The 25586-nt window shown below is 60.4% G+C and carries 20 protein-coding genes and 4 tRNA genes; 9 read left to right on the forward strand and 15 right to left on the reverse strand.

Going from position 1 to position 25586, the window contains the following annotated elements:
* Positions 1–224 precede the first annotated feature (224 nt).
* Positions 225–962, reverse strand: coding sequence for an FKBP-type peptidyl-prolyl cis-trans isomerase (locus ACLD1Y_RS04935; protein WP_429476006.1), 738 nt, complete (start codon positions 960–962; stop codon positions 225–227).
* 247 nt (positions 963–1209) lie between these two features.
* On the opposite strand from ACLD1Y_RS04935, the gene ACLD1Y_RS04940 reads away from it, so the two are divergent.
* Together ACLD1Y_RS04940 and ACLD1Y_RS04945 are read left to right on the forward strand one after the other, a co-directional pair.
* Complete coding sequence (locus tag ACLD1Y_RS04940; RefSeq protein WP_429476008.1) at positions 1210–3018, forward strand: di-heme-cytochrome C peroxidase; 1809 nt, start codon at positions 1210–1212, stop codon at positions 3016–3018.
* The gene (locus tag ACLD1Y_RS04945; RefSeq protein WP_429476010.1) at positions 3015–4181 is read left to right on the forward strand and encodes a catalase family protein; all 1167 of its coding nucleotides are present in this window, start codon (positions 3015–3017) and stop codon (positions 4179–4181) included. The genes ACLD1Y_RS04940 and ACLD1Y_RS04945 overlap by 4 nt, the downstream gene beginning before the upstream one ends.
* Before the next feature lie 7 nt (positions 4182–4188).
* Here the strand turns inward: ACLD1Y_RS04945 and ACLD1Y_RS04950 are convergent, their stop codons facing one another.
* From ACLD1Y_RS04950 to ACLD1Y_RS04975, 6 genes are all read right to left on the reverse strand, one after another.
* Positions 4189–5469 (reverse strand): MFS transporter, encoded by a 1281-nt coding sequence (locus tag ACLD1Y_RS04950; RefSeq protein ID WP_429476012.1) that lies wholly within the window; start codon positions 5467–5469, stop codon positions 4189–4191.
* Between the two features lie 6 nt (positions 5470–5475).
* A complete protein-coding gene (locus tag ACLD1Y_RS04955; RefSeq protein WP_429476014.1) occupies positions 5476–6411 on the reverse strand; it encodes a LysR substrate-binding domain-containing protein in 936 nt (311 codons plus the stop codon).
* An 83-nt stretch (positions 6412–6494) separates the two neighbouring features.
* Entirely contained in the window at positions 6495–8504 is a 2010-nt protein-coding gene (locus tag ACLD1Y_RS04960) for a CocE/NonD family hydrolase (protein ID WP_429476016.1), read from the reverse strand.
* Between the two features lie 85 nt (positions 8505–8589).
* Positions 8590–10173: a BCCT family transporter gene (locus ACLD1Y_RS04965; RefSeq protein ID WP_429476018.1), complete on the reverse strand. Its 1584-nt coding sequence runs from the start codon at positions 10171–10173 to the stop codon at positions 8590–8592.
* A 321-nt stretch (positions 10174–10494) separates the two neighbouring features.
* Positions 10495–10571, reverse strand: a tRNA-Asp gene (locus ACLD1Y_RS04970).
* A gap of 19 nt (positions 10572–10590) precedes the next feature.
* A tRNA-Val gene (locus tag ACLD1Y_RS04975) sits at positions 10591–10666 on the reverse strand.
* Between the two features lie 201 nt (positions 10667–10867).
* Between ACLD1Y_RS04975 and ACLD1Y_RS04980 the strand changes: the two genes are divergently transcribed.
* The 3 genes from ACLD1Y_RS04980 to ACLD1Y_RS04990 all read left to right on the forward strand — a co-directional run bounded on the left by ACLD1Y_RS04980 (position 10868) and on the right by ACLD1Y_RS04990 (position 14875).
* Positions 10868–11386 (forward strand): sigma-70 family RNA polymerase sigma factor, encoded by a 519-nt coding sequence (locus ACLD1Y_RS04980; protein WP_429476020.1) that lies wholly within the window; start codon positions 10868–10870, stop codon positions 11384–11386.
* Between the two features lie 6 nt (positions 11387–11392).
* Positions 11393–12364, forward strand: coding sequence for a FecR family protein (locus tag ACLD1Y_RS04985; protein WP_429476022.1), 972 nt, complete (start codon positions 11393–11395; stop codon positions 12362–12364).
* A gap of 78 nt (positions 12365–12442) precedes the next feature.
* Positions 12443–14875, forward strand: a complete 2433-nt coding sequence (locus ACLD1Y_RS04990) for a TonB-dependent siderophore receptor (protein ID WP_429476023.1) — start codon at positions 12443–12445, stop codon at positions 14873–14875.
* 205 nt (positions 14876–15080) lie between these two features.
* On the opposite strand, the gene ACLD1Y_RS04995 is transcribed toward ACLD1Y_RS04990, so the two are convergent.
* Together ACLD1Y_RS04995 and ACLD1Y_RS05000 are read right to left on the reverse strand one after the other, a co-directional pair.
* Positions 15081–15157 (reverse strand) — tRNA-Asp (locus ACLD1Y_RS04995).
* A 19-nt stretch (positions 15158–15176) separates the two neighbouring features.
* Positions 15177–15252, reverse strand: a tRNA-Val gene (locus ACLD1Y_RS05000).
* A 159-nt stretch (positions 15253–15411) separates the two neighbouring features.
* On the opposite strand from ACLD1Y_RS05000, the gene rdgC reads away from it, so the two are divergent.
* From rdgC to sugE, 3 genes are all read left to right on the forward strand, one after another.
* Entirely contained in the window at positions 15412–16332 is a 921-nt protein-coding gene (rdgC, locus tag ACLD1Y_RS05005; RefSeq protein ID WP_010211632.1) for a recombination-associated protein RdgC, read from the forward strand.
* Positions 16333–16484: 152 nt separating this feature from the next.
* Positions 16485–17450, forward strand: a complete 966-nt coding sequence (locus ACLD1Y_RS05010; RefSeq protein WP_429476025.1) for a bile acid:sodium symporter family protein — start codon at positions 16485–16487, stop codon at positions 17448–17450.
* Positions 17451–17556: 106 nt separating this feature from the next.
* A complete protein-coding gene (gene sugE, locus ACLD1Y_RS05015; RefSeq protein WP_003190128.1) occupies positions 17557–17871 on the forward strand; it encodes a quaternary ammonium compound efflux SMR transporter SugE in 315 nt (104 codons plus the stop codon).
* A 102-nt stretch (positions 17872–17973) separates the two neighbouring features.
* Here sugE and ACLD1Y_RS05020 read toward each other — a convergent pair whose 3' ends face one another.
* The 3 genes from ACLD1Y_RS05020 to ACLD1Y_RS05030 form a co-directional block, all read right to left on the reverse strand.
* On the reverse strand, positions 17974–19842 hold the full coding sequence (locus ACLD1Y_RS05020; RefSeq protein ID WP_429476028.1) for an MFS transporter: 1869 nt from the start codon (positions 19840–19842) through the stop codon (positions 17974–17976).
* 67 nt (positions 19843–19909) lie between these two features.
* Positions 19910–21058 carry a TDT family transporter gene (locus ACLD1Y_RS05025; protein ID WP_429476030.1) on the reverse strand — a complete coding sequence of 383 codons (1149 nt, stop codon included), beginning with the start codon at positions 21056–21058 and terminating at the stop codon, positions 19910–19912.
* 93 nt (positions 21059–21151) lie between these two features.
* Positions 21152–22336: an MFS transporter gene (locus ACLD1Y_RS05030; RefSeq protein ID WP_429476032.1), complete on the reverse strand. Its 1185-nt coding sequence runs from the start codon at positions 22334–22336 to the stop codon at positions 21152–21154.
* Positions 22337–22427: 91 nt separating this feature from the next.
* On the opposite strand from ACLD1Y_RS05030, the gene ACLD1Y_RS05035 reads away from it, so the two are divergent.
* Positions 22428–22967: a TetR/AcrR family transcriptional regulator gene (locus ACLD1Y_RS05035; protein ID WP_429476034.1), complete on the forward strand. Its 540-nt coding sequence runs from the start codon at positions 22428–22430 to the stop codon at positions 22965–22967.
* Positions 22968–23101: 134 nt separating this feature from the next.
* On the opposite strand, the gene ACLD1Y_RS05040 is transcribed toward ACLD1Y_RS05035, so the two are convergent.
* The 3 genes from ACLD1Y_RS05040 to ACLD1Y_RS05050 all read right to left on the reverse strand — a co-directional run bounded on the left by ACLD1Y_RS05040 (position 23102) and on the right by ACLD1Y_RS05050 (position 25562).
* Positions 23102–23881, reverse strand: coding sequence for an ABC transporter permease (locus ACLD1Y_RS05040; protein WP_010211648.1), 780 nt, complete (start codon positions 23879–23881; stop codon positions 23102–23104).
* Positions 23878–24810, reverse strand: a complete 933-nt coding sequence (locus ACLD1Y_RS05045) for an ABC transporter ATP-binding protein (protein WP_429476037.1) — start codon at positions 24808–24810, stop codon at positions 23878–23880. The genes ACLD1Y_RS05040 and ACLD1Y_RS05045 overlap by 4 nt, the downstream gene beginning before the upstream one ends.
* A gap of 134 nt (positions 24811–24944) precedes the next feature.
* Entirely contained in the window at positions 24945–25562 is a 618-nt protein-coding gene (locus ACLD1Y_RS05050) for a glutathione S-transferase family protein (protein WP_429476039.1), read from the reverse strand.
* Between the last annotated feature and the right edge of the window lie 24 nt (positions 25563–25586).

Below are 25586 nucleotides of genomic sequence, written 5' to 3' on the forward strand. Positions count from 1 at the left end.
GAATAGGACTTTCGCATCATCTGCACACCTCGGGTTTGGGCGCCATCATAGCGCCCTATTGATGTGTCCAAATTCATTAGGCCAGTTCAGCTTGCCCCCGATTGCGGTGGGTCAGCGACAAACTTGCCAACTGACACGCCCTCCCTCCCACATTCAAAGCAGTCAGCAAAAGGCAGAAACAACAACGCCCCGTCGAGACGGGGCGTTGTGTGTACAAGTGCTGCTTACTTCTTGGCAGGTGCTTCCGGTGCATCAGGAGCGTCAGCCTTGGCTGGGTCCTTGATGGCCAGCAACTCCAGGTCGAAGACCAGTACGGAGTTGGCTGGAATCGCCGGGCTCGGGCTCTGTGCGCCGTAGGCCAGGTCGGAAGGAATGTACAGCTCGACCTTCTCGCCGACGTGCATCAGTTGCAGGCCTTCGACCCAACCTGGGATCACACCGCTGACCGGCAGGTCAATCGGGCTACCGCGATCCACGGAGCTGTCAAAGGTAGTACCGTTGGTGAGCTTGCCGGTGTAGTGCACAGTCACCACGTCAGTCGGCTTAGGCTGGGCGCCATCGGCTTTCTTGGTGATCTTGTACTGCAGACCGGAAGCGGTGGTGACGACGCCGTCTTTCTTGGCGTTGTCTTCGAGGAATTTCTTGCCGGCAGTTGCCGACTCTTCGCTCATTTTGGTCATGCGTTCTTCAGCACGTTTTTGCAGTGCGGCAAACGCTTCAACCAGTTCGTCGTCTTTGAGCTTCTGCTCTTTTTTGCCGACGGCATCTTCGATGCCTTGGGCTACTGCTTTGGAATCCAGGTCATCCATGCCTTCTTGGGCAAGGCTCTTGCCCATGTTCAGGCCGATGCCGTAGGAAGCTTTTTGCGCCGGGGTTTTCAGCTCTACGCTGGTCTGCGAATCACAACCCGCAAGTACCAGGCTAACCAGGGCCACCGCCGCCGCCAACCGATGCTGTTTCATGCTATTTCCTTGTTCATGCGCCAAAAGGGCAATCGAATAAAGTCGCGAGCTTATCAGGCGGCCACGACCAATGGCTACCGGCATCTGAGCAGGAAACTTCTGATAAGTTCACGTGTTTAAAAGCATTTTCATTCATGATGAGGGCCCACGATGGATCGTGGGACAGCCCCTGACAGCGCTCATGGCCACTTGCCGCACCCGTGGCGTGGTGGCATAACAGCGCTACAACTCGACAAGGATAGTTATCTTGCGCATTTTTTCCCGTGTATTGCTCCTGATAATCACGCTGGCAGGCATCGCCCTGGCCGTGGTGATCTATTACATTCTTAACCCCAAGCTGCCGGACTACCTGCCCGTGGACCAGGTGCACTACCAAGACCAATGGAGTGCCGCCGACCGCCAGACCTACTACTTCACGCCCCAGGGCACCCAGGTAAAAGGCCTGCACTACGACTGGTTCACCGCCCTGGAACTGCCGTTTTCCGAGCAACGCTTTGCCACACCGGAGTACCTGGCACGCTTTGGTTTCCTGGTGGACCCCAAGCAAGTACCCACCGCGCAAAACCCCGGCAACCTGCCCGTGGGCTTCGCCCGCCACAAGAACGCCGACAGCAACGTCGAGTACCTGGATATCACCTGCGCAGCCTGCCACACCGGTGAGTTGCACTTCAAAGGCCAGGCCCTGCGCATCGACGGCGGCTCGGCCCAGCACGTGCTGCCGTCCAGCGTACCCACCTTGCGTGGCGGTAGCTTTGGCCAGGCCCTCGTCGCCAGTCTCGCGGCCACCTATTACAACCCGTGGAAATTCGAACGCTTCGCCCGCCAGGTATTGGGTGATCAGTACGACGCCCAGCACAGCCAACTGCGCCAGGACTTCAAGCAGTCGCTGAACACCTTCCTCAAGGTCGCGTGGAACGACACCCACCGCGGCCTCTACCCCACCGAGGAAGGCCCTGGCCGCACCGACGCGTTCGGGCGGATTGCCAACGCCAGCTTTGGCGACGCCATTTCCCCGGACAACTATCGCGTGGCCAATGCGCCAGTGGACTACCCGCAGCTGTGGGATATCTGGACTTTCGACTGGGTGCAATGGAACGGCTCGGCCCAGCAGCCCATGGCCCGCAATATCGGCGAAGCCCTGGGTGTAGGCGCCACACTGACCTTCTTCGACAGCGCCGGCCAGCCCCTGCAGGGCGACGCACGCTACCCCTCCAGCGTGCGGGTGCGCGACCTCAACTTGATCGAAGAAACCCTGCAACGCCTCAAGCCGCCTACCTGGCCGGAGGACCTGTTCGGCGCCATCGACAAACCCCTTGCCGCCCAGGGCCGTGCGCTGTTCGCTGAAAACTGCGCCGGCTGCCATGTGCCCACGGTCACCCTGGAAAACGGCCGCCCGGTGCAACAGCTGAAAATGCTGCCGGTGGACTCCATCGGCACCGACCCTGGCACCGCCAGCAACATCGCCGACCAACGCTACGACCTCAGCGCCCTGCAATGGGACCCGGCGGAACTGGCCAAGCTCAACGTCGAACTGCACCCCACACCCACCGAGCCGTTGGACCTGAAGAAAATGTCGGTGGCCAAGGGCCTCGCCTACGTCACCGCCTTCGTCGAAGACCACGCCTACCGCGCCGCTGGCGTCACCCCGGCCGAGCGCCCGCGCCTGGACGGCTACGGCCTGCCCATCGGCGTGCGCGAATTGCGCGCCTACAAGGCACGGCCCCTGGCTGGCGTATGGGCCACCCCGCCGTTCTTGCATAACGGCTCGGTGCCGACGATCTACCAATTGCTCTCGCCCCAGGACGAGCGCAGCACCACCTTCTATAAAGGCACCTTCAACTACGACCCGCGCCACCTGGGCTTCGAAACCGGCGCGTTCAAGAATGCCTTCCTGTTCGACACCACAATCACCGGCAACCACAACAGCGGTCACGAATTTCGTGCAGGCAGTCGTGGCAACGGCGTGATCGGCCGTGGCCTGCTGCCGCAGGAACGCTGGGCGCTGCTGGAATACCTCAAAGTGCTGGGCGGCCCGCTGGAGCAACAACTGCCATGATGATTCGATCCCCTTACGACCGACCTTCCCTGCTCGCGCGCCTATGGCTGCGCATCGGTGCATTTATCGGCAAGACCCTGCTGTGGCTGGTGGGCCTGGGCCTGCTCGGTTGGCTGGCCGCTACGGCCTGGTACGCCTGGCAGCACAGCGGCCCGGTGTCGCCCAATGAACAGATCCCGCCGGGCGAAGCAGCAATGACCCAAGGCATCATCCAGACGGCGGTGCGCATTGTTGACCAGCACCGCGAAGGTACCCGCTACCTGCGTGATGCCCATGCCAAGGCCCATGGCTGCGTTAAAGCCGAAGTCAGCGTGCTGGCCGATCTAGACCCGGCATTGCGCCAGGGTGTGTTCGCCGAGCCGGGCAAGACCTGGCAGGCGATGATGCGGCTGTCCAACGGCAACGCCTACCCGCAGTTCGACAGCATCCGCGATGCCCGGGGCATGGCGCTCAAGCTGCTGGACGTGCCCGGCAAGCAACTGCTGGCTGACCAGCAGGCGCGCACGGAGCAGGACTTTGTGATGTTCAGCCACCCGAACTTCTTTGTCAGCGATGTAGCGGAATACGCGCAGAACATCGGCGCACAAGCGGACGGCAAGAAGGTGCTGGCGTTCTTCCCCAAGGTCGACCCACGCAGCTGGCAAGTGCGTCACTTGTTTATCGCCCTGGCGACCCTGGCGCCCGCACCAGCCAGCCCGACGCAGACCACATACTTTTCGGTATCGCCCTACAAGTTCGGCGCGGCCAATGCCAAGTTCCGTGTGGCCCCCGACCCACAAAGCTGCCCGGAATACGCACTGCCCAAACAGAACCAGGACCTGCCGAACTTCCTGCGCAGCGCCCTGAACCAGCAGTTGTCCACCGACCGCGTGCCGGCGTGTTTTGTGCTGCAGATCCAGCGGCAGAACCCGCAGAAATTCATGCCGATCGAAGACACCAGCATCGAATGGAAAGAGAACGACGCGCCGTTTGAAACCGTGGCCAAGGTGAAAATCCCCGCGCAGGATTTTGACACCCCGCAGCAGAACCTGGCGTGTGACAACCAATCGTTCAACCCGTGGTTCGGCGTAGCGGAGCACCGCCCCATCGGCGGCATCAACCGCTTGCGCAAGGCGGTGTACGAAGCGGTCAGTGATTACCGTCACAGCCGCAACGCGCCTTAGCCGGTGATCACACCTTCGGCTCGGGCGCCGGGTCGGTGATCACCAGCTCCTCGGGGATTTCGTCCACCCGTGGGTCAAGTACCGCGGCCATGGCACCCATCGGGTGCTCTGGCATGGCCACGTGGTGCAATGGCGCGCCGTCGACCAGGTATTCGCCGGTGACATGCTTGGGCTGCACACGCCAGATCAGCAGCAACGCGCAAGCTGAAAACAGCATGTAGAAGGCGCCGTGGCCGTAGCTGTTCATCAACGCGCCGCTGAGCATCGGCCCCAGGCTCGCGCCGATGCCATGGGTGGCGAGCATCATCGCGCTCAACGGCACACGCCGGGGTTGTTCAACGTTGTCATTGGCCAGCGCCACCGCCAACGGATACAGGGTGAACAGCAGCGCGCCGCTGAGAAAGCCGAACACCAGCAACAACACGTACGGCAGTTGCACCAGCCCCCACAACGGAATCACCAACAGCCCCAAGGCCAAGGCACAGCCGCGAATCAGGCGGGAGCGGTCGATGCGGTCAGACAACCAACCAATCGGCCACTGGCCACACAGCCCGGCGAAGATCGACACCGCAACAAAAGTACTGGCCTGGGCGGTGCTCAAGCCATTGCGCGTGGCGAATACCGGGGCCAACGCGTAGAACGCGCCAATCATCAGGCCGGTGACAAATACCGTGGTCAACGCCTGGGGCACGCGCTGCCAAAAGAATCCGATCTCCAGGGGTGCCGCCACCAGTTTGGCCGGGTGCAGACGCTTGGTCATGGTCACCGGCAGCAGGCAGGCGGCGAAGCAGATTGCAACGATAATCAGCGGTTTGAAGTCCAGCTCCGGGCGCCAGATCAACACGCCCTGCCCCAGCATCAAGCCCAAGGACACCGCCACCATGTAACCGGCAAACACCGCGCCACGCTGGTTGTTTTCCGCCTGCTCGTTGAGCCAGCTTTCGATGACCATGTACTGGTTCATCATCACCAACCCCATCACAAAACGCAGCGCCAACCAGAACTCCAACTGCTCGAACAGCACATGCAGCAACACGATGATAGTGGCCGCGCCAGCACAGGCCACATACGAGCGCACATGCCCCACCCCGGCGATCATGCGATGGCCGAACTTGGCGCCACAGACCATGCCACCGTAGTACGCCGCCGTCAGCGCGCCGATCCACAGCTCATTGATGCCCTGGCTGCTCAGGCGCAGGCCGATAAAACTGAAAAACAAGCCGTTGCCGGTGAGCATCAGAATGGTCGCGCTGTACAGCGCGGGAAAGGTCAGGAAAGTCAGGTTCATGGTGGCTCAAAGAGGGTTGTTCATGCGGCCGGCATGGGCCAGCAGCCAGTGGCGAAAACTGCGTGCCGCCGAGGGCGGGTTGCGGTGAAGGGGTTGCATCAGGTGCAGGCGGCCTCGGCTGTGCATGGTGTGGGGCAAGGCCATTTGCAGGCGCCCGGCATCCAGTTCGCCCTGCAGCAAACTCTTCCAGCCGAGTGCAACACCGTGGCCCATGACCGCCGACTGCATCAGCAGTTGATAGCTGTTGGTACGCAGCGCATGACGCGGGCTGTGGTAATGCGCGTCGGCGTCGGCGAACCAGTCGGTCCAGGTCAGCCAGTCGTGGTAGTGGTCTTCCACGATCAACAACGTGTGGCCATGCAACAGGTGTTGCACGTCGTGAATCGGGCCGTGACGCTCGATGTAGCTTGGGCTGCACACGGTAATGACCTGCTCGCTGTCGAACACCGGCGACAACTCCAGGCCATGGGGCGGGGGCAGTTCGTCGAGGTGGTAGAACAGGCCCAAGTCATATTCGCTCACATCCAGGTGGCGGGGGCTTTCGCTGCACAGGATGCGAATGTCCAGGTCCGGGTGTTCGCGCTGGAAATCCGGCAGCAGCCCAGCCAGCCAGATAGAACTGATGGTGGGCGTGCTGGCCAGGGTCAATTGGCGATCGGCTCCGCGACGGCGCAACTCGGCAGACTCGCGGTCGAGTTCACGCAGCAGGCGCTGGATGGTGCGAAAGTAACGCACCCCGGCCGGCGTGAGGCTCAGGCCCTGGGCCAGCCGATAAAACAGCGGGCGCGCCAAGTCTTCTTCCAGGCGCTTGACCTGGCGGCTGACCGCGCTTTGGGTCAGGTTCAGTTCATGGGCGGCCTGGGTAAAGCTCAAATGGCGGGCCGCCGCTTCAAAGGTTTGCAGGCAGTTGAGCGGTGGCAGATCGACGTTTCGGCGCGACATGAAATATTCCAATAGCAGATACAGGCCCAGGTTGCCCCAGGCCCGCAGAGATCACCTTGGCAGGCATCCTGCCAGTTGCTCACTCATAGCGCGACCCTGGCCACGCGTTTGCTCCACTGGCGGCGGCGTTCCAGCTGGCCATTTTCCCAGGCGGTTTGCTCGGCTTCGACATAGAACCACTCAGCGTCGGCATACACACTCAGGCAGCTTTCCACCTCGACTACCCACACGCCACGGGACACGTGGTAGTTCCACTGGATGTCGGCGCGGGTCGACAACGGATCCCAAGGCAAGGTGCGATATTGCTCGGTACAACGCTGGTCTACCTCAAGGCCATGATCGGTAAAACGCACCGAGCCCAGGTCGTCTTCGATCTTCACGCAGACTTCGCCACTGCCCACATCTTCGATCAAGGTGCGTTTCGGCGCGGCGGCGCGCAGCACTTCCAGGTTCACTGGGGGCGCCGATTGCGGCGCTTCAAATGGGCAATCCACCGCCTCACCGGTAAACACAGGCAGTTGCAGGCTTTGCAGGCTCGGCAGCAGGGTCAGGGTGGTCAACTCGCGGCTCGGCCACAACAGCGGGAAACTGGCCGTGCTCAGGGCCAAGCGTAAACGGTAGCCTGCCGGCAGGCGCATGCCAATGTGGTCGAGGTTTAACTGCACGTCCATTGCTTCACCTGGGACTACGGGTGTTACGCGGGAAAAGTCTTCGCGAAGCGCGAGATTGAGCACGCCGTAACTGATCTGCGTAACTTGGCCGTCCGGCGCAATCGCATTCAGCCGCGCGACCAATTGCCCGCAGGCGGTGTCGCTGGCCAACCGCAACTTAAGACGTGCATCGCCCAACAGCGCGAGAGGTTCGGTCAGTGGCTGAGAGTCGAAGCACAGCGAATTGGCGTCATCACGACGTTGGTCCGTCGGGCCGTCGGGGCCGAACCAGATAGCGCAGTATTCACCCTGGTGCAGGCCGGTGGTCAGTGGCGAGCAAATGCTGCGCGGTGCGTTCAGGGGTTCTGTACCTGGGTTCAGGCCGTGCGCGTCGAGGCTGAAATCGGTCCACTGCACCTGCGGGTCAGGCCACCCCGCCGTCTGTACCCAGATGCCTGGCCGCTCGGCGTAACTGCCTTTGGGCGGCAGAACATCCTGTAGGTAAAAAGTGCAGGCTGCGTCGTCCATCACCCCGTTATCGATGCCTTTAAGCCAGTGATCCCACCAGCGCTTAGCTTCTTGCAGAAAGCCGATGGCCGGATTGGGCACAGCGAAGTGCGGGTACTTGTGAATCCACGGGCCGATCATGGCCTTCTTCGGCCCCGGCAGGTTTTCCATCAGCCGCGAGACGGTGTTGCGGTAGGCATCACCCCAGCCGCCCACCGCGTAAACCGCCGCCTTGATCTGCGAATAGTCCTCGCACACCGAGCCGTGACGCCAGTAGCCATCGCGGGTCTGGTGTTGCAGCCAGGTTTCGGCGAGCAGCGGCATGGCGTCCAGGCGTTGGTGCCACAGGTCTTTCCAGCTGTCACCCACCAACAACGGGTCGGGCACGGCAGCGCTGAAGTTGAGCATGGTCGCGGCCCAGCCAAAGTTCTCCATCAGCAGGTTGCCGCCTTTGTAATGGATGTCGTCGGCAAAGCGGTCGTCGGTGGAGCACAGGGTGATGATCGCCTTCAGCGCCTCGGGCTGGCGCGCTGCGACTTGCAGGCCGTTGAAGCCGCCCCAGGAGATGCCCATCATGCCGACGTTGCCGTCGCACCAGGGTTGCTGGCACAGCCAATCGATCACTTCGAGAGCATCGTCCTGCTCCTGCAACAGGTATTCATCGGCCATCAGCCCCTGGGATTCACCGTTGCCACGCATGTCCACTCGCACGCACACATAGCCCTGCCCTGCCATCCACGGGTGGGTCAACGCGTCACGCACGGCAGTACCGTCGCGCTTGCGGTACGGCAGGTATTCCAGGATCGCCGGGAAAGCCTGCAAACCGGCGACTTCCGGCAGCCAGATGCGCGCGGCCAGTTGGGTACCGTCTTTGAGGGGGATCAGGCAGTGTTCGATTTCACGGACCTTGTAGGCAAACTCGGTAACGATTTCCATCGGTAACTCCACACATTTATTGCGAACAAACGACTCCCCCGCGCCCCGGTGGGGAGCGCGTGAGGAGACACACAGATTTAATGATTCAGCGTGCGTATTGCGCGACGGGGCTGGCAGTATCCAGGTCCGGGTCAGTCGCTGGCTGACGGTTTTTCACCTCCAGCAGGCCCGGATTTTTCAGCCAGAAGATCAGCGAGGTACTGGCCAGCAACACCAGGATCATTCCCGGCAAACCACCGAGGTTGGAGAGCATCTTCACCCCGTCGATGCCGATAAACGACACCATCACCCACGACACCGTACCGATGATCACGCCCCACACGATCTTCAACAGCGGGTTGCCATCGAGGTCGGAATCGGCGGTCACGCCTTTGCTGCACAGGTTGGCGATGACGTCGGTACTGGAGTCGGCGGCCGTGACAAACGAGATGAACGCCACAAACAACAGGAACGCAATCATCAGGCCACTGGCCGGCAGTTGCTGGAACATCTGGTACAGCACGTGTTCCACGCCCTGCTCGTTCAGCACGCGGTTGAGGCTGCCATCCCCCAGCGCATCGAAGTACAGGCTGGTGCCGGAGAAGATGCAGATCCACACCGCCGTGAACAGCGCCGGGTAGAGCATGTTGATGTGGATGAACTCACGCACGGTGTAGCCACGGCCGATCTTGCCGAGGAACAGCGCGCTTACCGGCGCCCAGGCAAACCACACAGACCAGTAGAACACTGTCCAACTCTGGGGCCAGGTGTCTCCACTGGCAGCACCGGTGAACAAGCTGCGGCTGAAGAAGGTGTCGAGGTACACGCCGAGGGATTCGACACCCAGGCTGAACATATAGAGGGTCGGCCCGCACAGCAGCACGAACAGCCCCAAGGCCAGCATGATCCAGGTGTTGAACGACGACAGCATCACAATGCCCCGCTGCAAGCCACTGGCAGCCGAGGCGACAAAGGTGATGACGATAATCGCGATGATGATGGCCAGGCGAAACGGCGTGGTCTCACCGCCGATGTACTGGCTCAGGCCACCGGACAAGGTCAATGCACCAGTCCCCAGGGACGAAGCCATGCCCGCCACCAGGGCGAACATCGCCAGGGTGTCGATCAGCCCGGCGTAGCGCTTGACTCTGGCCGTACCCAGTAACGGTTCGAGCATGGCGCCGATGGAGAAGTTACTGCGGCGGTTGTAGAACACCAGCGCAAAGACCAGGGAGGGCACCAGGTAGATCGCGTAGGGGGTGATGGTCCAGTGCAGGAACATCGTCGACATCGCAAAGCTTTTGGCCGCCGAACTGCCCGCTTCAATCGGCAGGCTGGTGGGCGGGCCGTACAGGTGATAGAGCGGTTCGGCGGTGGTCCAGAACAACACACCCACCGCCAGCGTGGTACACAGCGCCACCATGAACCAGCGCCATTTGCTCAGCAACGGCTGGGCATCTTCGCCGCCGATACGCACCTTGCCCAAAGCCGAGAAGTAGACGATAGCGGTCAGCACCACCATGGCAAACGAACCAGCGCTGAACAGCCAGGAGAAGTTTTTCAGGATCAGGTTATTGAGCTGTTTGCTGACCGCAAGGAATGCATTGAGGTCGACGTAACTGGCGATCACCGCCGCCAACAGAATCAGAAAGGTTGGCCAGAACACCAACGGACGCAATGGATATTTCATGTAGAGCCGTTCCCCTTGCAGACTATTTTTATCGCCTCGTAAGGCCATTGTTAGAAAGGGGGCAACGCAGCGTCCTGCTGCCGATTGCCCGCCTGGAAGTCTTCGCGTGGCTATAGATAACCGTTTAAGCGGCAAGGGGCGCAATCGACCAATGGGCATGGGGGTATTCCGCCACGGCATGACGCACCAGCACAGCTCAGGGCGAACATACGGTGCACAAGGGCAAGGCGTTGAGAGGTCAAATCGCAGGCAAAAAAAAGCCCGCTCAATGAGCGGGCTTCCTTTGATGACCTGGCGTTCAGCATTCCAGGTTACCGAATATGGCGCAGCGGACGGGACTCGAACCCGCGACCCCCGGCGTGACAGGCCGGTATTCTAACCGACTGAACTACCGCTGCGCGTAACACTTGAAGCGAATGGTGGGTGATGACGGGATCGAACCGCCGACCCTCTGCTTGTAAGGCAGATGCTCTCCCAGCTGAGCTAATCACCCTTCGTTTCGGTGTGGGCGGCATCATACACCAAAAATCCGCAATGTCTTGATTTAAATGCAATTTATTTAAAATAATTTCTCGAAGAGCGTGTACGCCCCGTAAATACGGGCTTTGGCCTGCGTAAACGCGAGTCTATTGCGTTTATCCAACGCTTGGCCCCACAATTAAAAACTATTCTCAATAACGCCTGAGCCACGCCAATGTCTGTGGGTGAACCTCCTTTCCAGCGCGAAATTGCCCTGCTCTATAGCGAGCATCACAGTTGGCTGCTGACTTGGCTGCGGCGCAAGCTGGGCTGTCGGCAGAACGCTGCGGACCTGGCGCAGGACACCTTCGCGCGTATCCTCAATGCCCGCGAATCGGTCGCGACCATCCGCGAACCCCGGGCGTACTTGAGCACCACGGCCCGACGCCTGCTGATCGACCAGGCCCGGCGCAAACACATCGAACAGGCCTATCTGCAAGAATTGGCGCTGACGGTGGATGCACTTGAAGGCTTCCAGTCCCCGGAGCAGATCCACACCACCCTCGAAGCCCTTGAGCAGATCGCCTTTATCCTCGAAGGCATGCATGAGTATGCGCGCCAGGCGTTCGTGCTGTACTACCTCGAAGACATGACTCAATTGCAAATCGCCAGGCAACTCAAACTGTCGGAACGCACCGTGCGCAAGTACTTGATCCAGGCGCTCATGCACTGCGGCCACAGTGTGGATACCTGACTCTCCGTGTCCGACATCGAAGAACAAGCCGCCGAATGGATGCTACGCCTGCACGAAGGAGAGCTAAGCGAAGCCCAACGCCTGGCATTCGAGTGCTGGAAGCAGCAAGGCCCGCACTACGCCGCCGCTGCCGCACGCATGGAAGACGTGATTTCGCGGATGCAGGCCCTGCGCGGCAAAAAATCGCCGGCGCGGGCCGCCTTGAACGCCGCGTTTGCCCATCAGAAATCCCACCGCCGCAAAAACGCAGTGCGCGCCCTGGTACTGGCTTGCAGCCTGGCGATTCCGGCGGCGGCGTTGCTGGTAAGCCCGTATCCGCAACAATGGATGGCGGATGTGCGCAACGGCCCTGGCCAATGGCAAACCCTGCGCCTGGCGGACGGCTCGACGCTGACCCTCAACGGTATCAGCGCAGCGAACCTGCATTTCGATGGCCAACAACGCCGCATCGAACTGCTGCAAGGGGAGATTCTGGTGGAGGTGGCCCACGATAGCGCGCGGCCATTTATCGTGCAGACGCCTCAAGGCACCTTGCGCGCATTGGGCACGCGGTTTGTGGTCAAGCGTGAGGGCGATGTCACCGTGCTGACCATGCTTGAATCCCGCGTGGCGGCGCAAAGCGTAAACGCCGGGCAGGCGCTGGAAGTGGCTGCGGGCTCCCGCGCCGTACTCAGCGAGCACGACGTGCACTTGGCCGGCAGTATCGACCCGGCCAGCATCGACGAAGCTTGGCGCCGTCACCAACTGGTGGTGGATAACCGGCCGCTGTCCGAGGTGCTGGATGAACTCTCACGGCACCGCACCGGCATGCTGCATTTCGACCGGGCTGCGCTGCAAAAGCTTCGGGTGTCGGCGGTGATCCCGCTGGATGACAGCGATCATGCCCTGCAATTACTGGCGCGAACACTGCCTATCAAAGTGCGCACGTTTACGCCTTGGCTGATCGTTGTAGACCCCGCCTCGGCACCCAATGAATAATTATTCGCATTTGCTTCCGGTTTTTTCGGAGCTGCCCGTCAAGGAAGATAATTCGACACATAAAGGACCGCCTTCACCATGCACTCCCCTTCCTTGCCACGCGGGCGCTTTCGCCTGCTGAAAAGCGCGCCGCTGTCCCTGGCCATCCTGACCGCCACCACGCTTGCAGCCCAACTGGCCCAGGCAGATACCGCCAGTGTCGCGGCCCACACGTACGACATTCCCGCCGGGCCGCTGGGCAGTTCGCTCAATCGGTTTGCCCAGCAAGCAGGCGTGGCAATCGTGTTTGAATCCCGCGAGCTCGAAGGCCTCAAGGGCCCAGGCCTGAAAGGCAACTATGCCATCCAGGACGGCTTCGACAGACTGCTGCAAGGCAGCGGCTACCGCGCGGTCAAAGGCGACCAAGTGTATGCGTTGCAACCGGCCCCCGCCGCCACCGGCGACACCCTGGAACTGAGCCCGACCCAAGTCAGCGCCAACCAATTGGGTAATGTCACCGAAGGCACCGGTTCCTATACGCCCGGCACCCTCGCGACTTCCACGCGCTTGGTGCTGACGCCCAAGGAAACGCCGCAATCCGTGTCGGTAGTGACTCGCCAGCACATGGACGATTTCGGCCTGAACAACGTCGACGACGTGATGCGCCATACGCCCGGCATCACCGTTTCGGCCTTCGACACCGAGCGCAGCAACTATTACGCCCGGGGTTTCTCGATCAACAACTTCCAGTACGACGGTATCCCGTCCACGGCGCGCAACGTCGCCTACTCGGCCGGCAACACCCTGAGCGACATGGCGATCTATGACCGCGTCGAAGTGCTCAAGGGTGCTACCGGCCTGCTCACCGGCGCCGGCTCACTGGGTGCGACCATCAACCTGGTGCGCAAGAAACCCACGGCGGACTTCCAGGGCCACGCCTCCCTCGGCGCCGGCTCCTGGGACAACTACCGCAGCGAACTGGACGTCAGCGGGCCAATGACCGACAGCGGCAACGTGCGCGGCCGGGCGGTCGCGGCGTACCAGGACAAGCACTCGTTCATGGACCACTACTCGCGCCAGAGCCCGGTGTATTACGGCATCATGGAATTCGACCTGTCGCCCGATACGCTGCTCACCGTCGGTGGCGATTACCAGGACACCCTGCCTAAAGGCTCGTCCTGGTCGGGCAGCTTCCCGCTGATCAACTCCCAGGGCAATCGCAACAGCGTAAAACGCTCGTTCAACGACGCTGCCGAATGGAGCAGCTGGGAGCAATACACCCGCACCGTCTTCGCCATGCTCGAACATGACCTGGGCAATGGCTGGGTAGGCAAGCTGCAATTGGACCACAAGATCAATGGCTATCACGCCGTGATGGGCTCGATCCAGGGCGACCAGCCGCAGCCGGATGGCACCGCGCAACTGACCTCAGGCAAGTACACCGGGGAAACCGTCAGCGATTCGGCCGACCTGTATGTCAGCGGCCCCTACACCCTCGGTGGTCGCGAACATGAGTTGGTGCTGGGCGGCTCGATCAGCGCGTCGCAATGGAACGGCAAAGGCTACTGGAATCTGGACCCCAACCTCGTCGACTTCAATAACTGGCACGGTCACGCCTCGATGCCGGATTGGGGCAAGGCGCAATCGCTGATCGACGACACCGTACGCCAGACCGGCGCCTACCTGACCACCCGACTGAACCTTGCCGACGACCTGAAAGTGTTACTGGGCGGGCGCGTGGTCAACTACCAGGTCACCGGCTACAACCCCAACTATCGGGAGTCCGGGCGCTTTGTGCCCTACGTCGGTGCGGTCTATGACCTGAACGACACCTACGCGGTCTACGCCAGCTACACCGACATATTTATGCCCCAGGAAAACTACAACCGCGACCGCGACAACAAACTGCTTGAACCGGACGAAGGCCAGAACTGGGAAGTGGGGCTCAAGGCTGACTTCCTCGACGGCCGGGTGAACGCCAGTGCGGCGTACTTTGAGATTCATGAGTCCAATCGCGCACTGTCCGACGACGAGTACAACAACCTCAAACCCACACCGAACAACTACGCCTATAAAAGTAGCAAGGCAGTGACCAAGGGTTATGAGCTGGAGATGTCCGGCGAGATCGCCCCGGGCTGGCAGCTGCAAGCCGGCTACACCCACAAAATTGTGCGCGACGACCAGGGCGTGAAGATCTCCACGTTTGAACCCGAAGACCAGGTCAAGCTCTACACCACTTACAAACTCAAGGGCGACCTGGACAAGTTGACCGTCGGCGGCGGCGTGCGCTGGCAGAGCGTGGGCTGGCAGGACATCTACAACTCTCCGCGCGGCGGCTATGAGGAGTTTTCCCAGGAGGCCTATTGGCTGGTGGACCTGATGAGCAAATACCAGATCAGCAAAAACCTGTCGGCAACGTTGAACGTCAATAACCTCTTCGATAAGTCCTACTACACCAACATCGGCTTCTATAATTCCGCGGCCTACGGTGAGCCACGCAACTTTATGGTCACTACACGCTGGGATTTCTAAACATACAGAACTTGTGGCGAGGGAGCTTGCTCCCGCTGGAGTGCGCAGCGCTCCCCAGATTTTGGGGCCGCTACGAAACCCAGCGGGAGCAAGCTCCCTCGCCACAACAAGCGTGTTCCTGCAAAAATTGCAGACGAAAAAAAGCCCGCTCAATGAGCGGGCTTCCTGTGGTGACCTGGCGTTCAGCATTCCAGGTTACCGAATATGGCGCAGCGGACGGGACTCGAACCCGCGACCCCCGGCGTGACAGGCCGGTATTCTAACCGACTGAACTACCGCTGCGCGTAACACATGAGGCGAATGGTGGGTGATGACGGGATCGAACCGCCGACCCTCTGCTTGTAAGGCAGATGCTCTCCCAGCTGAGCTAATCACCCTTCGTCTCGGTGTGGCGCGCATTCTACGGAGCGACCCAAGGTCTGGCAAGCACTTTCTTAAATCTTTTTTTTGAGGCCTTCCAATGGCTTAGGCAGGGTTGGCCTCGGACGCTATCAAGACAATAATGCCCCCCTTTGTATAAAGGAGAGACTCACCCCATGTGGTTCAAGAACCTGCTTATCTATCGCCTGACCCAAGATCTGCCTGTTGATGCCGAGGCGTTGGAAGCGGCCATGGCCACCAAACTGGCGCGCCCTTGTGCAAGCCAGGAGTTGACCACTTACGGTTTCGTCGCACCTTTTGGTAAAGGTGAGGACGCTCCCCTGGTTCACGTCAGCGGTGACTTCCTGCTGATCGCCGCGCGCAAGGAAGAACGCATCCTGCCGGGCAGCGTGGTGCGCGATGCGCTTAAAGAGAAAGTCGAGGAAATCGAGGCCGAGCAAATGCGCAAGGTCTATAAGAAGGAACGCGACCAGATCAAGGATGAAATCATCCAGGCCTTCCTGCCCCGCGCCTTTATCCGTCGCTCGTCGACCTTTGCCGCCATCGCGCCGAAACAAGGTCTGATCCTGGTGAACTCGGCCAGCCCGAAACGCGCCGAAGACCTGCTGTCCACCCTGCGTGAAGTGATCGGCACCCTGCCGGTTCGCCCACTCACAGTAAAAACCGCACCGACTGCAATCATGACCGATTGGGTTACTACCCAGAAGCCGGCCGATGACTTCTTCGTGCTCGATGAATGCGAACTGCGCGACACCCACGAAGACGGCGGCATCGTGCGTTGCAAGCGCCAGGACCTGACCGGCGAAGAGATCCAACTGCACCTGACCACCGGGAAAGTCGTGACCCAATTGTCCCTGGCCTGGCAGGACAAGCTGTCCTTCATGCTCGACGACAAGATGACCGTCAAGCGCCTGAAGTTCGAAGACCTGCTGCAAGACCAGGCTGAACAGGACGGCGGCGACGAAGCCCTGGGCCAGTTGGATGCGAGCTTTACCCTGATGATGTTGACCTTCGGCGATTTCATCCCGGCGTTAGTTGAAGCGTTGGGCGGTGAAGAGACCCCACAAGGTATTTAAGCCATGTGAGGATCAAAATGTGGGAGCGGGCTTGCTCGCGAATGCGGTATATCAGCCAGTGCATCTGGCGACTGACACACCATATTCGCGAGCAAGCCCGCTCCCACATTTGGTTGCATTCCACTTCTAGAAATTAATAACAAGGACATCCCATGCGCGCACTCGCCGCACTCAGCCGCTTCGTCGGCAACACCTTCGCCTACTGGGTGCTGATTTTCGCGGTGCTCGCGTTCCTCGAACCCAGCTGGTTCATCGGCCTGAAAACCGCCATCGTGCCGTTGCTGGGCCTGGTGATGTTCGGCATGGGACTGACCCTCAAGATTGATGATTTCGCCGAGGTCGCCCGCCACCCATGGCGCGTGGCCCTGGGCGTGGTTGCGCACTTTGTGATTATGCCGGGCGTGGCCTGGTTGCTGTGCCAGGCCTTCCACCTGCCGCCGGAAATTGCCGTCGGCGTGATCCTGGTCGGTTGCTGCCCAAGCGGCACCTCGTCCAACGTCATGACCTGGCTGGCCCGTGGCGACCTGGCGCTGTCGGTGGCCATCGCCGCCGTCACCACCCTCCTCGCCCCGCTGCTCACACCAGCGCTGATCTGGCTGCTAGCTTCGGCGTGGCTGCCGGTATCGTTCATGGAGTTGTTCTGGTCGATCCTGCAAGTGGTGCTGTTGCCGATCATCCTTGGCGTGGTCGCGCAGCGTGTACTCGGTGAGCGGGTGCGCCATGCGGTAGACGTGTTGCCACTGGTGTCGGTGGTGAGCATCGTGATCATCGTTGCCGCGGTAGTTGCAGCGAGCCAGGCGAAGATCGCCGAGTCGGGCCTGTTGATCATGGCCGTGGTGATGCTGCACAACAGCTTTGGCTACTTGCTGGGCTACTTCACTGGCCGCGTGTTCAAGCTGCCACTGGCGCAACGCAAGTCGCTGGCGCTGGAAGTGGGCATGCAGAATTCCGGGCTGGGGGCCGCATTGGCCAGTGCGCACTTCTCACCACTGGCGGCGGTGCCGAGTGCGTTGTTCAGCGTTTGGCACAATATTTCCGGGGCATTGCTGTCGACTTACTTCCGCCGCATGAGCGAAAAGGAAGACCGCCGCATCCTGGAAAACACCCCGCAAACTTGATCGCCCGATCACTATTCGGCACTCTACCGAGCTTCGCGGGGACGACCTCGCGACGCTCTCAAGCGCCTAATCCGGGGACGACCCCACGTCTGTCGAGAGGGTCATCATGTCCTGGATCATTCTGTTTTTTGCCGGGCTGTTTGAAGTTGGCTGGGCCGTCGGCCTGAAGTACACCGACGGTTTCAGCAAGCCGCTGCCCACCGCCCTGACGATTGCTGCCATGGCTGTCAGCCTTGGCCTGCTGGGGCTGGCGATGAAGGAGTTGCCGCTCGGCACCGCCTACGCCATCTGGACCGGAGTGGGTGCCGTGGGCACCGTGATTGCCGGGATTATCCTGTTTGGGGAGTCCATGGCGTTGTTTCGGTTGGCGAGTGTGGCGTTGATTATCTGTGGGCTGATTGGGCTCAAGATCAGCGCTTAGGCCACTACCGCTTTCGCGAGCAAGCCCGCTCCCACATTTGAAATGCATTCCAAATGTGGGAGCGGGCTTGCTCGCGAAGAGGCCAGCACATCCAACACAAACCTACCTGACACTCCCCCGCAACCCACCCACAACCTCCTGCAATCTTGCAGGCGTCGGCTCTGACACCGGCTCCCCCGCCACCAACACCACCCGCGACCAGATCCGGTGAAACAACCCCTTGTTCGGATCGCGACTGAAAAAGCTCCCCCACAACCCCTGCAACGCCAGCGGAATCACCGGCACCGGCGTCTCCTCCAGAATCCGCGTCACGCCACCGCGAAACTCATTCATCTCGCCATCAGCGGTCAGCTTGCCCTCCGGGAAGATGCACACCAACTCCCCTTCGTTCAGATACTGGGCGATCCGGGTGAAGGCCTTTTCGTAGATCTGGATATCTTCGTTACGCCCCGCAATCGGAATCGCCCCGGCGGTACGGAAGATAAAATTCAGCACCGGCAAACGGTAGATCTTGTAGTACATGACAAAGCGAATCGGCCGACGCACCGCGCCGCCAATCAACAGCGCATCGACAAACGACACATGGTTGCACACCAGCAACGCCGGGCCTTCGTCCGGGATAGCTTCCAGGTTGCGATGCTCCACGCGGTACATGGAATGGCTGAGCAGCCAGATCATGAAACGCATGGTGAACTCGGGCACGATCTTGAAGATGTAGGTGTTCACCGCGATGTTGAGCAGCGACACCACCAGGAACAGCTCGGGGATCGACAGCTTGGCCACGCTGAGCAGCAGGATCGACACAACGGCCGACACCACCATGAACAAGGCGTTGAGAATATTGTTGGCCGCGATCACCCGCGCCCGCTCGTTTTCGGCGGTGCGCGACTGGATCAGCGCGTACAGCGGCACGATATAGAAGCCGCCAAACACGCCCAGGCCGAGGATATCCAGCAACACCCACCAGGCCTGGCCATAGCTGAGCACCGCCAGCCAGTCATTGGCCTGCACGTTTTGCGGGAAGCCGCCGGAGTGCCACCACAGCAGCAGGCCAAACACCGTCAGGCCAAACGAGCCAAACGGTACCAGACCGATTTCTACCTTACGCCCGGAGAGCTTTTCACAGAGCATCGAACCCAATGCGATACCCACCGAGAACACCGTGAGGATCAGCGTTACCACGGTTTCGTCGCCGTACAACCATTCCTTGGCATAGGCCGGGATCTGCGTGAGGTAAATCGCGCCGACAAACCAGAACCACGAGTTACCGACAATGGAGCGCGACACTGCTGGCGTCTGCCCCAGGCCCAGGCGCAAGGTGGCCCAGGATTCGCTGAAAATATTCCAGTTCAGGCGCAGCCCCGGGGTAGACGCCGCCGCCCGTGGAATGCTGCGGCTGGCCAAGTAACCCAGCACCGCCACGCCCACAATCGCCACCGACACCACCGGTGCGTAATGGGTGGACGACATCATGATGCCGGCGCCAATGGTGCCCGCCAGGATCGCCAGGAACGTGCCCATTTCCACCAGGCCGTTGCCGCCCACCAGCTCATCTTCGTGCAAGGCCTGGGGCATGATCGAGTACTTCACTGGGCCGAACAGTGCCGAGTGGGTGCCCATGGCGAACAGCGCCAGCAGCATCAACTCCAGGTGGTTGGTCAGGAAGCCGGTGGCGCCCACGGCCATGATCACGATTTCGCCGATCTTGATCGCACGGATCAGCGCGTCCTTGTTGAATTTCTCGCCAAACTGCCCGGCCAACGCCGAGAACAGGAAGAACGGCAGGATAAACAGCAATGCGCACAGGTTGACCCAGATCGAGCGATCGCCGTCGATGGTCAGCTTGTAGAGAATGGCGAGGATCAGCGATTGCTTGAAGATGTTGTCGTTGAAGGCACCCAGCAACTGGGTGATGAAAAACGGCAGGAAGCGCCGTGTGCGCAGCAAGGTGAATTGCGAGGGGTGGCTCATCGTCCGTGTTCCTGCGTGGCCTGTTTTTTTGTAAAAGCATTCAGGCCACGACTTTACCTAATCCGGCTTACTTATTCGCTAGTCCCGCAATACAGGGTGAAACAAAAAGCTCACCTTTATAGGCCCCCTGCACGGTGCGCTTGGCGACGATCAGCCACATCAGCGCCAATGCCACCACCAACGCGCTGCCGAAGACATGGAAGAACCCCAGGTGCAGCAGGTTGGCCAGTTTCAACGTAGCCAGGGCGTACACCCCCAACGGGAAGGTAAACCCCCACCAACCGAGGTTGAACGGAATGCCGGCGCGCAGGTAACGCAGGGTGATCAGCACGGCGATCAACATCCACCACAACCCGAAGCCCCACAGGGTAATGCCGGCCACCAGGCCGAGCCCGTTGGCTATTTCACCGACCCCCGGCAAACCATTGGCCGCGAAGATCGCTGGCGCATCGCCGCCGAGTAACAACATGCCCAGGGCACCGGTACCGATGGGGCCAAGGGCCAGCCAACTCGACGCCGCCATATTGGCGTGGGGCAGTTTATGCAGGGCCATGCGCAGCATCAGGATGGTCAGGATGCTGAACGCCACCGGCAGGGAAAACGCCCACAGCACGTAGCTGGTCACCAGCATCACCAACTGCGCATGGGCATCGACCAGGTGCGGAGCCAGCAGGCCACCGCTGGCGGCGGCGACCTCGGCAGCCACCACCGGCAACAGCCACACGGCGGTCATCTGGTCGATGCTGTGCTCCTGGCGGGTGAACATCATGAACGGGATCAACACCCCACACGCCAGGGCCATGGCCACGTCCAGCCACCACAGGGCTTCGGCCAGCGGTATCACATCGCTGCCCCAGCGTGGCAGGCCGAACAGCAGCAGGCCATTGAGAATGGTGGCCAGCCCCATGGGAATGGTGCCAAAAAACATCGAAACGGTGGAATGCCCGAAGATCCGCCGCGCCTCATGGAAAAACATCACCCAACGGGCGGCGTACAAAAGGCTGAACACCACAAACAGGCCAATGGTAAACAACCACAGCCCTTCGGCGATGGCATGTACACCGGGCAGGCTGACCGGCAGTTGGGCCAGGGCCAGCGCCAGTACGCCGGTGCCCATGGTGGCGGCGAACCAGTTGGGGGTGAACTGGCGAATCACTTCCCGTGGACGGGTTAGGTGACTGAACGGTTTGTAGCTGATGCTATTCGAGCAGGTCATGTGGGTATTCCTCTTCCTCGCATGAGGTTGAGATCATGGTAGAACCTTATCGAATATCTATATAACGGGTAATTTCTCTAACTGTTATCTATTTTACCTATATGCACAGCGCGCCGAACCCTGCATCAGCAAACCGGCCAAGGCGCCGAGGGCCAGCAGAATCAGCACAACACCATAACCGTCGGTGGTAGGGATCAGGCCGAAACTGCGGATCAGATTGCCCGCCAGCAACGCGGGCAGGCAGAACGCCAGGTAACTGAGCACATAAAACGCCGACATCAACCCTGCCCGCTCGTGGGGCAAGGCCAGTGGCACAACACTGCGCAAGGCGCCAAGGAACCCAGCGCCAAAACCACTGCCGGCGATCAACGTGGCGATGAAAAACAGCGGCAAGCTGGCGCTGTGCACCGCCGCAAGGATCAACGCAACGCCCACCGCCAGCAGGCTTGCGCCCAAGCGCAGGACTTTGTCGGCAGGATAATTACGCAGGCTGAAGATCATCAGCGCACCGCTCAACGTCAGCACCGCCACCAGCCCGCCTCCGATCAGGTTTGACGTGGACCCCGTCGCCGCCCGCACCAGCGAAGGCGCCAGCGATAGATAAAACCCACCCATCGCCCACACCGCGATATCCACCGGCAACGACAACCACAACGCCCGGCGAGCCTGGTGCGGCACGTGCAAGGTAGGGCGCAGTGAGGCCAGCGCACCGGGAATGCGGCTAACGGTTTCCGGCAGGCGCCATACGTATAGCGCCTGCAACAGCATCAGCCCGAACAGCGCCCAATAGATCAACTGGGTTGGCAGCGGCGCGAACTCCACCAGCAGACTGCTGCCCATCGCGCCGCACGCCATGCCCAACAACGGCGCCACGCTGTTGACCAGTGGGCCCTGCTGGCGGTCGGTGTCGAGCAAGGCCGCACCGAGCACCGCCGTGGCCATGCCAGTGGCGAAGCCTTGCAGGGTGCGCGCAGCAATCAGCCAAGCCACACTGCTTTCATTGATAAACAGCAGCATCGCCGCCATATCCAGGACCAACGCGGCAAAAATCACCGACTTGCGCCCCAAGTGATCCGACAACGACCCCACCGTCAGCAATGCCGCCAACAGGCTGATGGCGTAGACACCAAAGATCAACGTGAGCATGCCTGCCGAAAAGTGCAGACCCTCTTGATACAGGTGATACAACGGCGTCGGCGCGCTGGACGCGGCCAAGAAGGTCAGCAAAGTGATCGCCAGGAACACCAGGCTGGAACGATTAGAACTGATGCTGGACATGGGCACGCTCCGCTAAAGCTAATATTTTGCTTTTGCGGAGTGTGCTACTGGTCGGCGCTTAAAGCAAATTCTTTGTGTTAAGGTCGCAAACATGGCGATAAAAGAAGGGCTCCGCCCGGGGGGCCGTAGTGCCCGGGTCCAAGAATCCGTCCATCGTGCGGTGCGCGAACTGCTGGAAGCCCATGAGCGTTCCAGCGTCACCGTGCCGATGATTGCAGCGCGCGCAGGCGTCACGCCCTCCACTATTTACCGACGCTGGGGTGACCTCTCGGTGCTGCTCGCCGATGTGGCCCTGGAGCGCATGCGCCCGGACAGCGAGCCCGCCAACACCGGCAGCCTGCGTGGCGACCTGCAAGCCTGGGCCGAGCAGTATCTGGATGAGATGAGTTCAGAGCCTGGGCGCAACATGATGCGCGATGTGCAATGCAGCCAGACGCCGGGGTATTGCGTGGCGTTGATAGGCGGGCAGTTGCAGGTGATTGTGGATCGCTATCCAGAAAGCACCGCGCCCAGCGTGGATCGGTTGATCAACCTACTCGCGGCGCCGACGGTGTTCAGGATTTTGTTTGGGAGTGAGCCGTTGCAGGTTGAAGAGCTGCACGAACTGATCGAATTGGCGCTGAAAACTTAAAGCCTATACACAGAACAAATGTGGGAGCGGGCTTGCTCGCGAATACGGAGTGTCAGTCAACAGATAAGGTGACTGATCCACCGCATTCGCGAGCAAGCCCGCTCCCACATTTTTTACTGCATGCATTCAGTAAGTTAGGTACGCATCCCGCGCCCACTCACCAGCAGCTTCGCACAGCCGATATATAGCACCACTGTCGCCACCAACATGAACGTGATCGCCACGCTGATCTTGATATCCGACACCCCCAGGATGCCGTAGCGGAAGGCGTTGACCATATGCAGCACCGGGTTGGCCAGCGACACGGTCTGCCAGAACGGCGGCAGCAACGAGATGGAGTAGAACACCCCGCCCAGGTAGGTCAACGGCGTCAGCACAAACGTCGGGATGATCGAAATATCATCGAAGTTGCGTGCAAATACCGCGTTGATAAACCCCAGCAGCGAAAAGATCGTCGCCGTCAGTACCACCACCAAAATGGTGACCCCAAGGTGATGCACCTGCAGGTGGGTGAAGAACAGCGACAACAAGGTCACGATCACCCCCACCATCAACCCGCGCAGCACGCCACCTAAGGTGTAGCCGATCAGAATGGTGTGGGGCGACACCGGCGACACCATCAACTCTTCGATGGAACGCTGGAACTTGCTGCCGAAGAAACTCGACACCACGTTGCCGTAGGAGTTGGTGATCACCGACATCATGATCAGCCCCGGCACGATGTACTCCATATAGGTAAAGCCACCCATGTCGCCGATCTGGCGGCCAATGAGGTTACCGAAGATTACGAAGTACAGGACCATGGTGATCGCCGGCGGCAGCAGGGTCTGCGGCCAGATCCGGGTAAAGCGCTTCACTTCGCGATAGACGATGGTTTGCAGCGCGACGAGGTTGGGTTGCAGTTCGGAACTCATAACGCCACCTTCGCCAAGTTTTTCTCCACCAGGGACACGAACAACTCCTCAAGGCGATTGGTTTTATTACGCAGGCTCAGCACCTCGATGTTCTGGGTCGCCAACTGCGTGAACAGCGCGGTGATGCCCATGGCCTTGTCCACCTGGACTTCCAGGGTATGGCTGTCCACCAGGCGGCTCGGGTAACCGAGCAATTGCGGCGGCACTGACAGGTTGTTCTTCAAGTCCAGCAGGAACGTTTCCACATGCAACTGGCCCAGCAGGTTACGCATGCTGGTGTTCTCGACGATGGTGCCGTGGTCGATGATGCCGATGTTGCGGCACAGCTGCTCAGCCTCTTCCAGGTAGTGGGTGGTGAGGATGATGGTGATGCCCTTCTCGTTCAGCTCAGTGAGAAAGGTCCACATCGAGCGACGCAGCTCGATGTCCACGCCAGCAGTGGGCTCATCGAGGATCAGCAGGCGCGGCTCATGCACCAGTGCGCGGGCGATCATCAGGCGACGCTTCATGCCGCCAGACAACGAGCGCGAAGGCACGTCGCGCTTGTCCCACAGGCCCAGCTGGGTCAGGTACTGCTCGGCGCGTTCCTTGGCGATTTTCGCCGGGATGCCGTAGTAACCGGCCTGGGTCACGACGATGTCGAAGGTTTTTTCGAACTGGTTGAAGTTGAATTCCTGGGGCACCACGCCGATGGAACGCTTGAGCGCCGCCGGGGATTTGTCCAGGTCATGGCCGAAGATATTCACCGTACCGCTGGTCTTGTTGACCAGGGTGGAAAGGATACCGATGGTGGTGGATTTGCCGGCACCGTTGGGGCCGAGCAAGGCGAAGAAGTCACCTTCGGCAACGTCCAGATCGATACCACTCAGGGCCTGGAAACCGTTGCCGTAGGTTTTGGTTAGCTGCCGGATGGACAGAGCGGAACTCATATCGGAATACGCACCAAAGAAGGGAACAGAAAGAATAGATGAGGGCGCAGCCCAGGTAGTTCAACGGCGGCGCATGACAGGCATGGTGCTTGCCTGCGCCGCACAAGTACAGTCACCCGTGTTAATAGTCTTTATCAGGTCAACGCGGTCATGACCGCTTTGCGGTAGGCCGGGCGTTGTTGCAGGCGCTGGTACCACGCCTCCAGATGGGGCATTGCAGGGCGTTCGATGGGCATTTCAAACCAGGCGTAGGCAAAGCAGCCCAGGGGAATATCGCCTATACCGAACTCGTCGCCCGACAGATACGGCTGTTCGGCGAGGGCCTTGTCCACGGTGGCGAGCGCATCGATGCAGGCTTGGCGGCCCGCGTTGATGCTGTCCCAGTTCTGTTTTTCGGCGGGGGTGCGCACGACGCCCCAGAACACCGCCTTGAACGGGTCGGCCAGGGTGGAGGTGGTCCAGTCCATCCATTTTTCCGCGCTGGCCCGGGCTTTCAGGTCGGTTGGGTACCAGCTGGAGCCTTGCTTGGCGCACAGGTAGCGCACGATGGTGTTGGATTCCCACAACACAAAGTCGCCGTCCTCGATCATCGGCACCCGGCCATTCGGATTCAGCGCTCGGTATTGCGGCGTGTCGACCACACCAAAAGCCCCGCCCGCATCAATTGCTTCATAGTCCAGGCCGAGTTCCTCGGCGCACCACAGTGCTTTCCTGACGTTTGACGAATTTTTACGACCCCAGATTTTCAGCATGACCGTGCCTTATTGTTTGGTGAG

This window comes from Pseudomonas sp. 18175 (assembly GCF_050432925.1).
In the GTDB taxonomy this organism is placed as follows: Bacteria; Pseudomonadota; Gammaproteobacteria; order Pseudomonadales; family Pseudomonadaceae; genus Aquipseudomonas.

Bases quoted from the DNA above. Each gene is read 5' to 3' on its own strand.
- ACLD1Y_RS04955 (WP_429476014.1), bottom strand. From the start codon at position 6,411: ATGTCGCGCCGAAACGTCGATCTGCCACCGCTCAACTGCCTGCAAACC.
- ACLD1Y_RS04980 (WP_429476020.1), top strand. From the start codon at position 10,868: ATGTCTGTGGGTGAACCTCCTTTCCAGCGCGAAATTGCCCTGCTCTAT.
- ACLD1Y_RS05010 (WP_429476025.1), top strand. From the start codon at position 16,485: ATGCGCGCACTCGCCGCACTCAGCCGCTTCGTCGGCAACACCTTCGCC.
- ACLD1Y_RS05025 (WP_429476030.1), bottom strand. From the start codon at position 21,058: ATGACCTGCTCGAATAGCATCAGCTACAAACCGTTCAGTCACCTAACC.
- ACLD1Y_RS05050 (WP_429476039.1), bottom strand. From the start codon at position 25,562: ATGCTGAAAATCTGGGGTCGTAAAAATTCGTCAAACGTCAGGAAAGCA.
- ACLD1Y_RS05035 (WP_429476034.1), top strand. From the start codon at position 22,428: ATGGCGATAAAAGAAGGGCTCCGCCCGGGGGGCCGTAGTGCCCGGGTC.
- ACLD1Y_RS04965 (WP_429476018.1), bottom strand. From the start codon at position 10,173: ATGAAATATCCATTGCGTCCGTTGGTGTTCTGGCCAACCTTTCTGATT.
- ACLD1Y_RS05030 (WP_429476032.1), bottom strand. From the start codon at position 22,336: ATGTCCAGCATCAGTTCTAATCGTTCCAGCCTGGTGTTCCTGGCGATC.
- ACLD1Y_RS04945 (WP_429476010.1), top strand. From the start codon at position 3,015: ATGATGATTCGATCCCCTTACGACCGACCTTCCCTGCTCGCGCGCCTA.
- ACLD1Y_RS05020 (WP_429476028.1), bottom strand. From the start codon at position 19,842: ATGAGCCACCCCTCGCAATTCACCTTGCTGCGCACACGGCGCTTCCTG.
- ACLD1Y_RS05040 (WP_010211648.1), bottom strand. From the start codon at position 23,881: ATGAGTTCCGAACTGCAACCCAACCTCGTCGCGCTGCAAACCATCGTC.
- ACLD1Y_RS04950 (WP_429476012.1), bottom strand. From the start codon at position 5,469: ATGAACCTGACTTTCCTGACCTTTCCCGCGCTGTACAGCGCGACCATT.
- ACLD1Y_RS04935 (WP_429476006.1), bottom strand. From the start codon at position 962: ATGAAACAGCATCGGTTGGCGGCGGCGGTGGCCCTGGTTAGCCTGGTA.
- sugE (WP_003190128.1), top strand. From the start codon at position 17,557: ATGTCCTGGATCATTCTGTTTTTTGCCGGGCTGTTTGAAGTTGGCTGG.
- rdgC (WP_010211632.1), top strand. From the start codon at position 15,412: ATGTGGTTCAAGAACCTGCTTATCTATCGCCTGACCCAAGATCTGCCT.
- ACLD1Y_RS04990 (WP_429476023.1), top strand. From the start codon at position 12,443: ATGCACTCCCCTTCCTTGCCACGCGGGCGCTTTCGCCTGCTGAAAAGC.
- ACLD1Y_RS05045 (WP_429476037.1), bottom strand. From the start codon at position 24,810: ATGAGTTCCGCTCTGTCCATCCGGCAGCTAACCAAAACCTACGGCAAC.
- ACLD1Y_RS04960 (WP_429476016.1), bottom strand. From the start codon at position 8,504: ATGGAAATCGTTACCGAGTTTGCCTACAAGGTCCGTGAAATCGAACAC.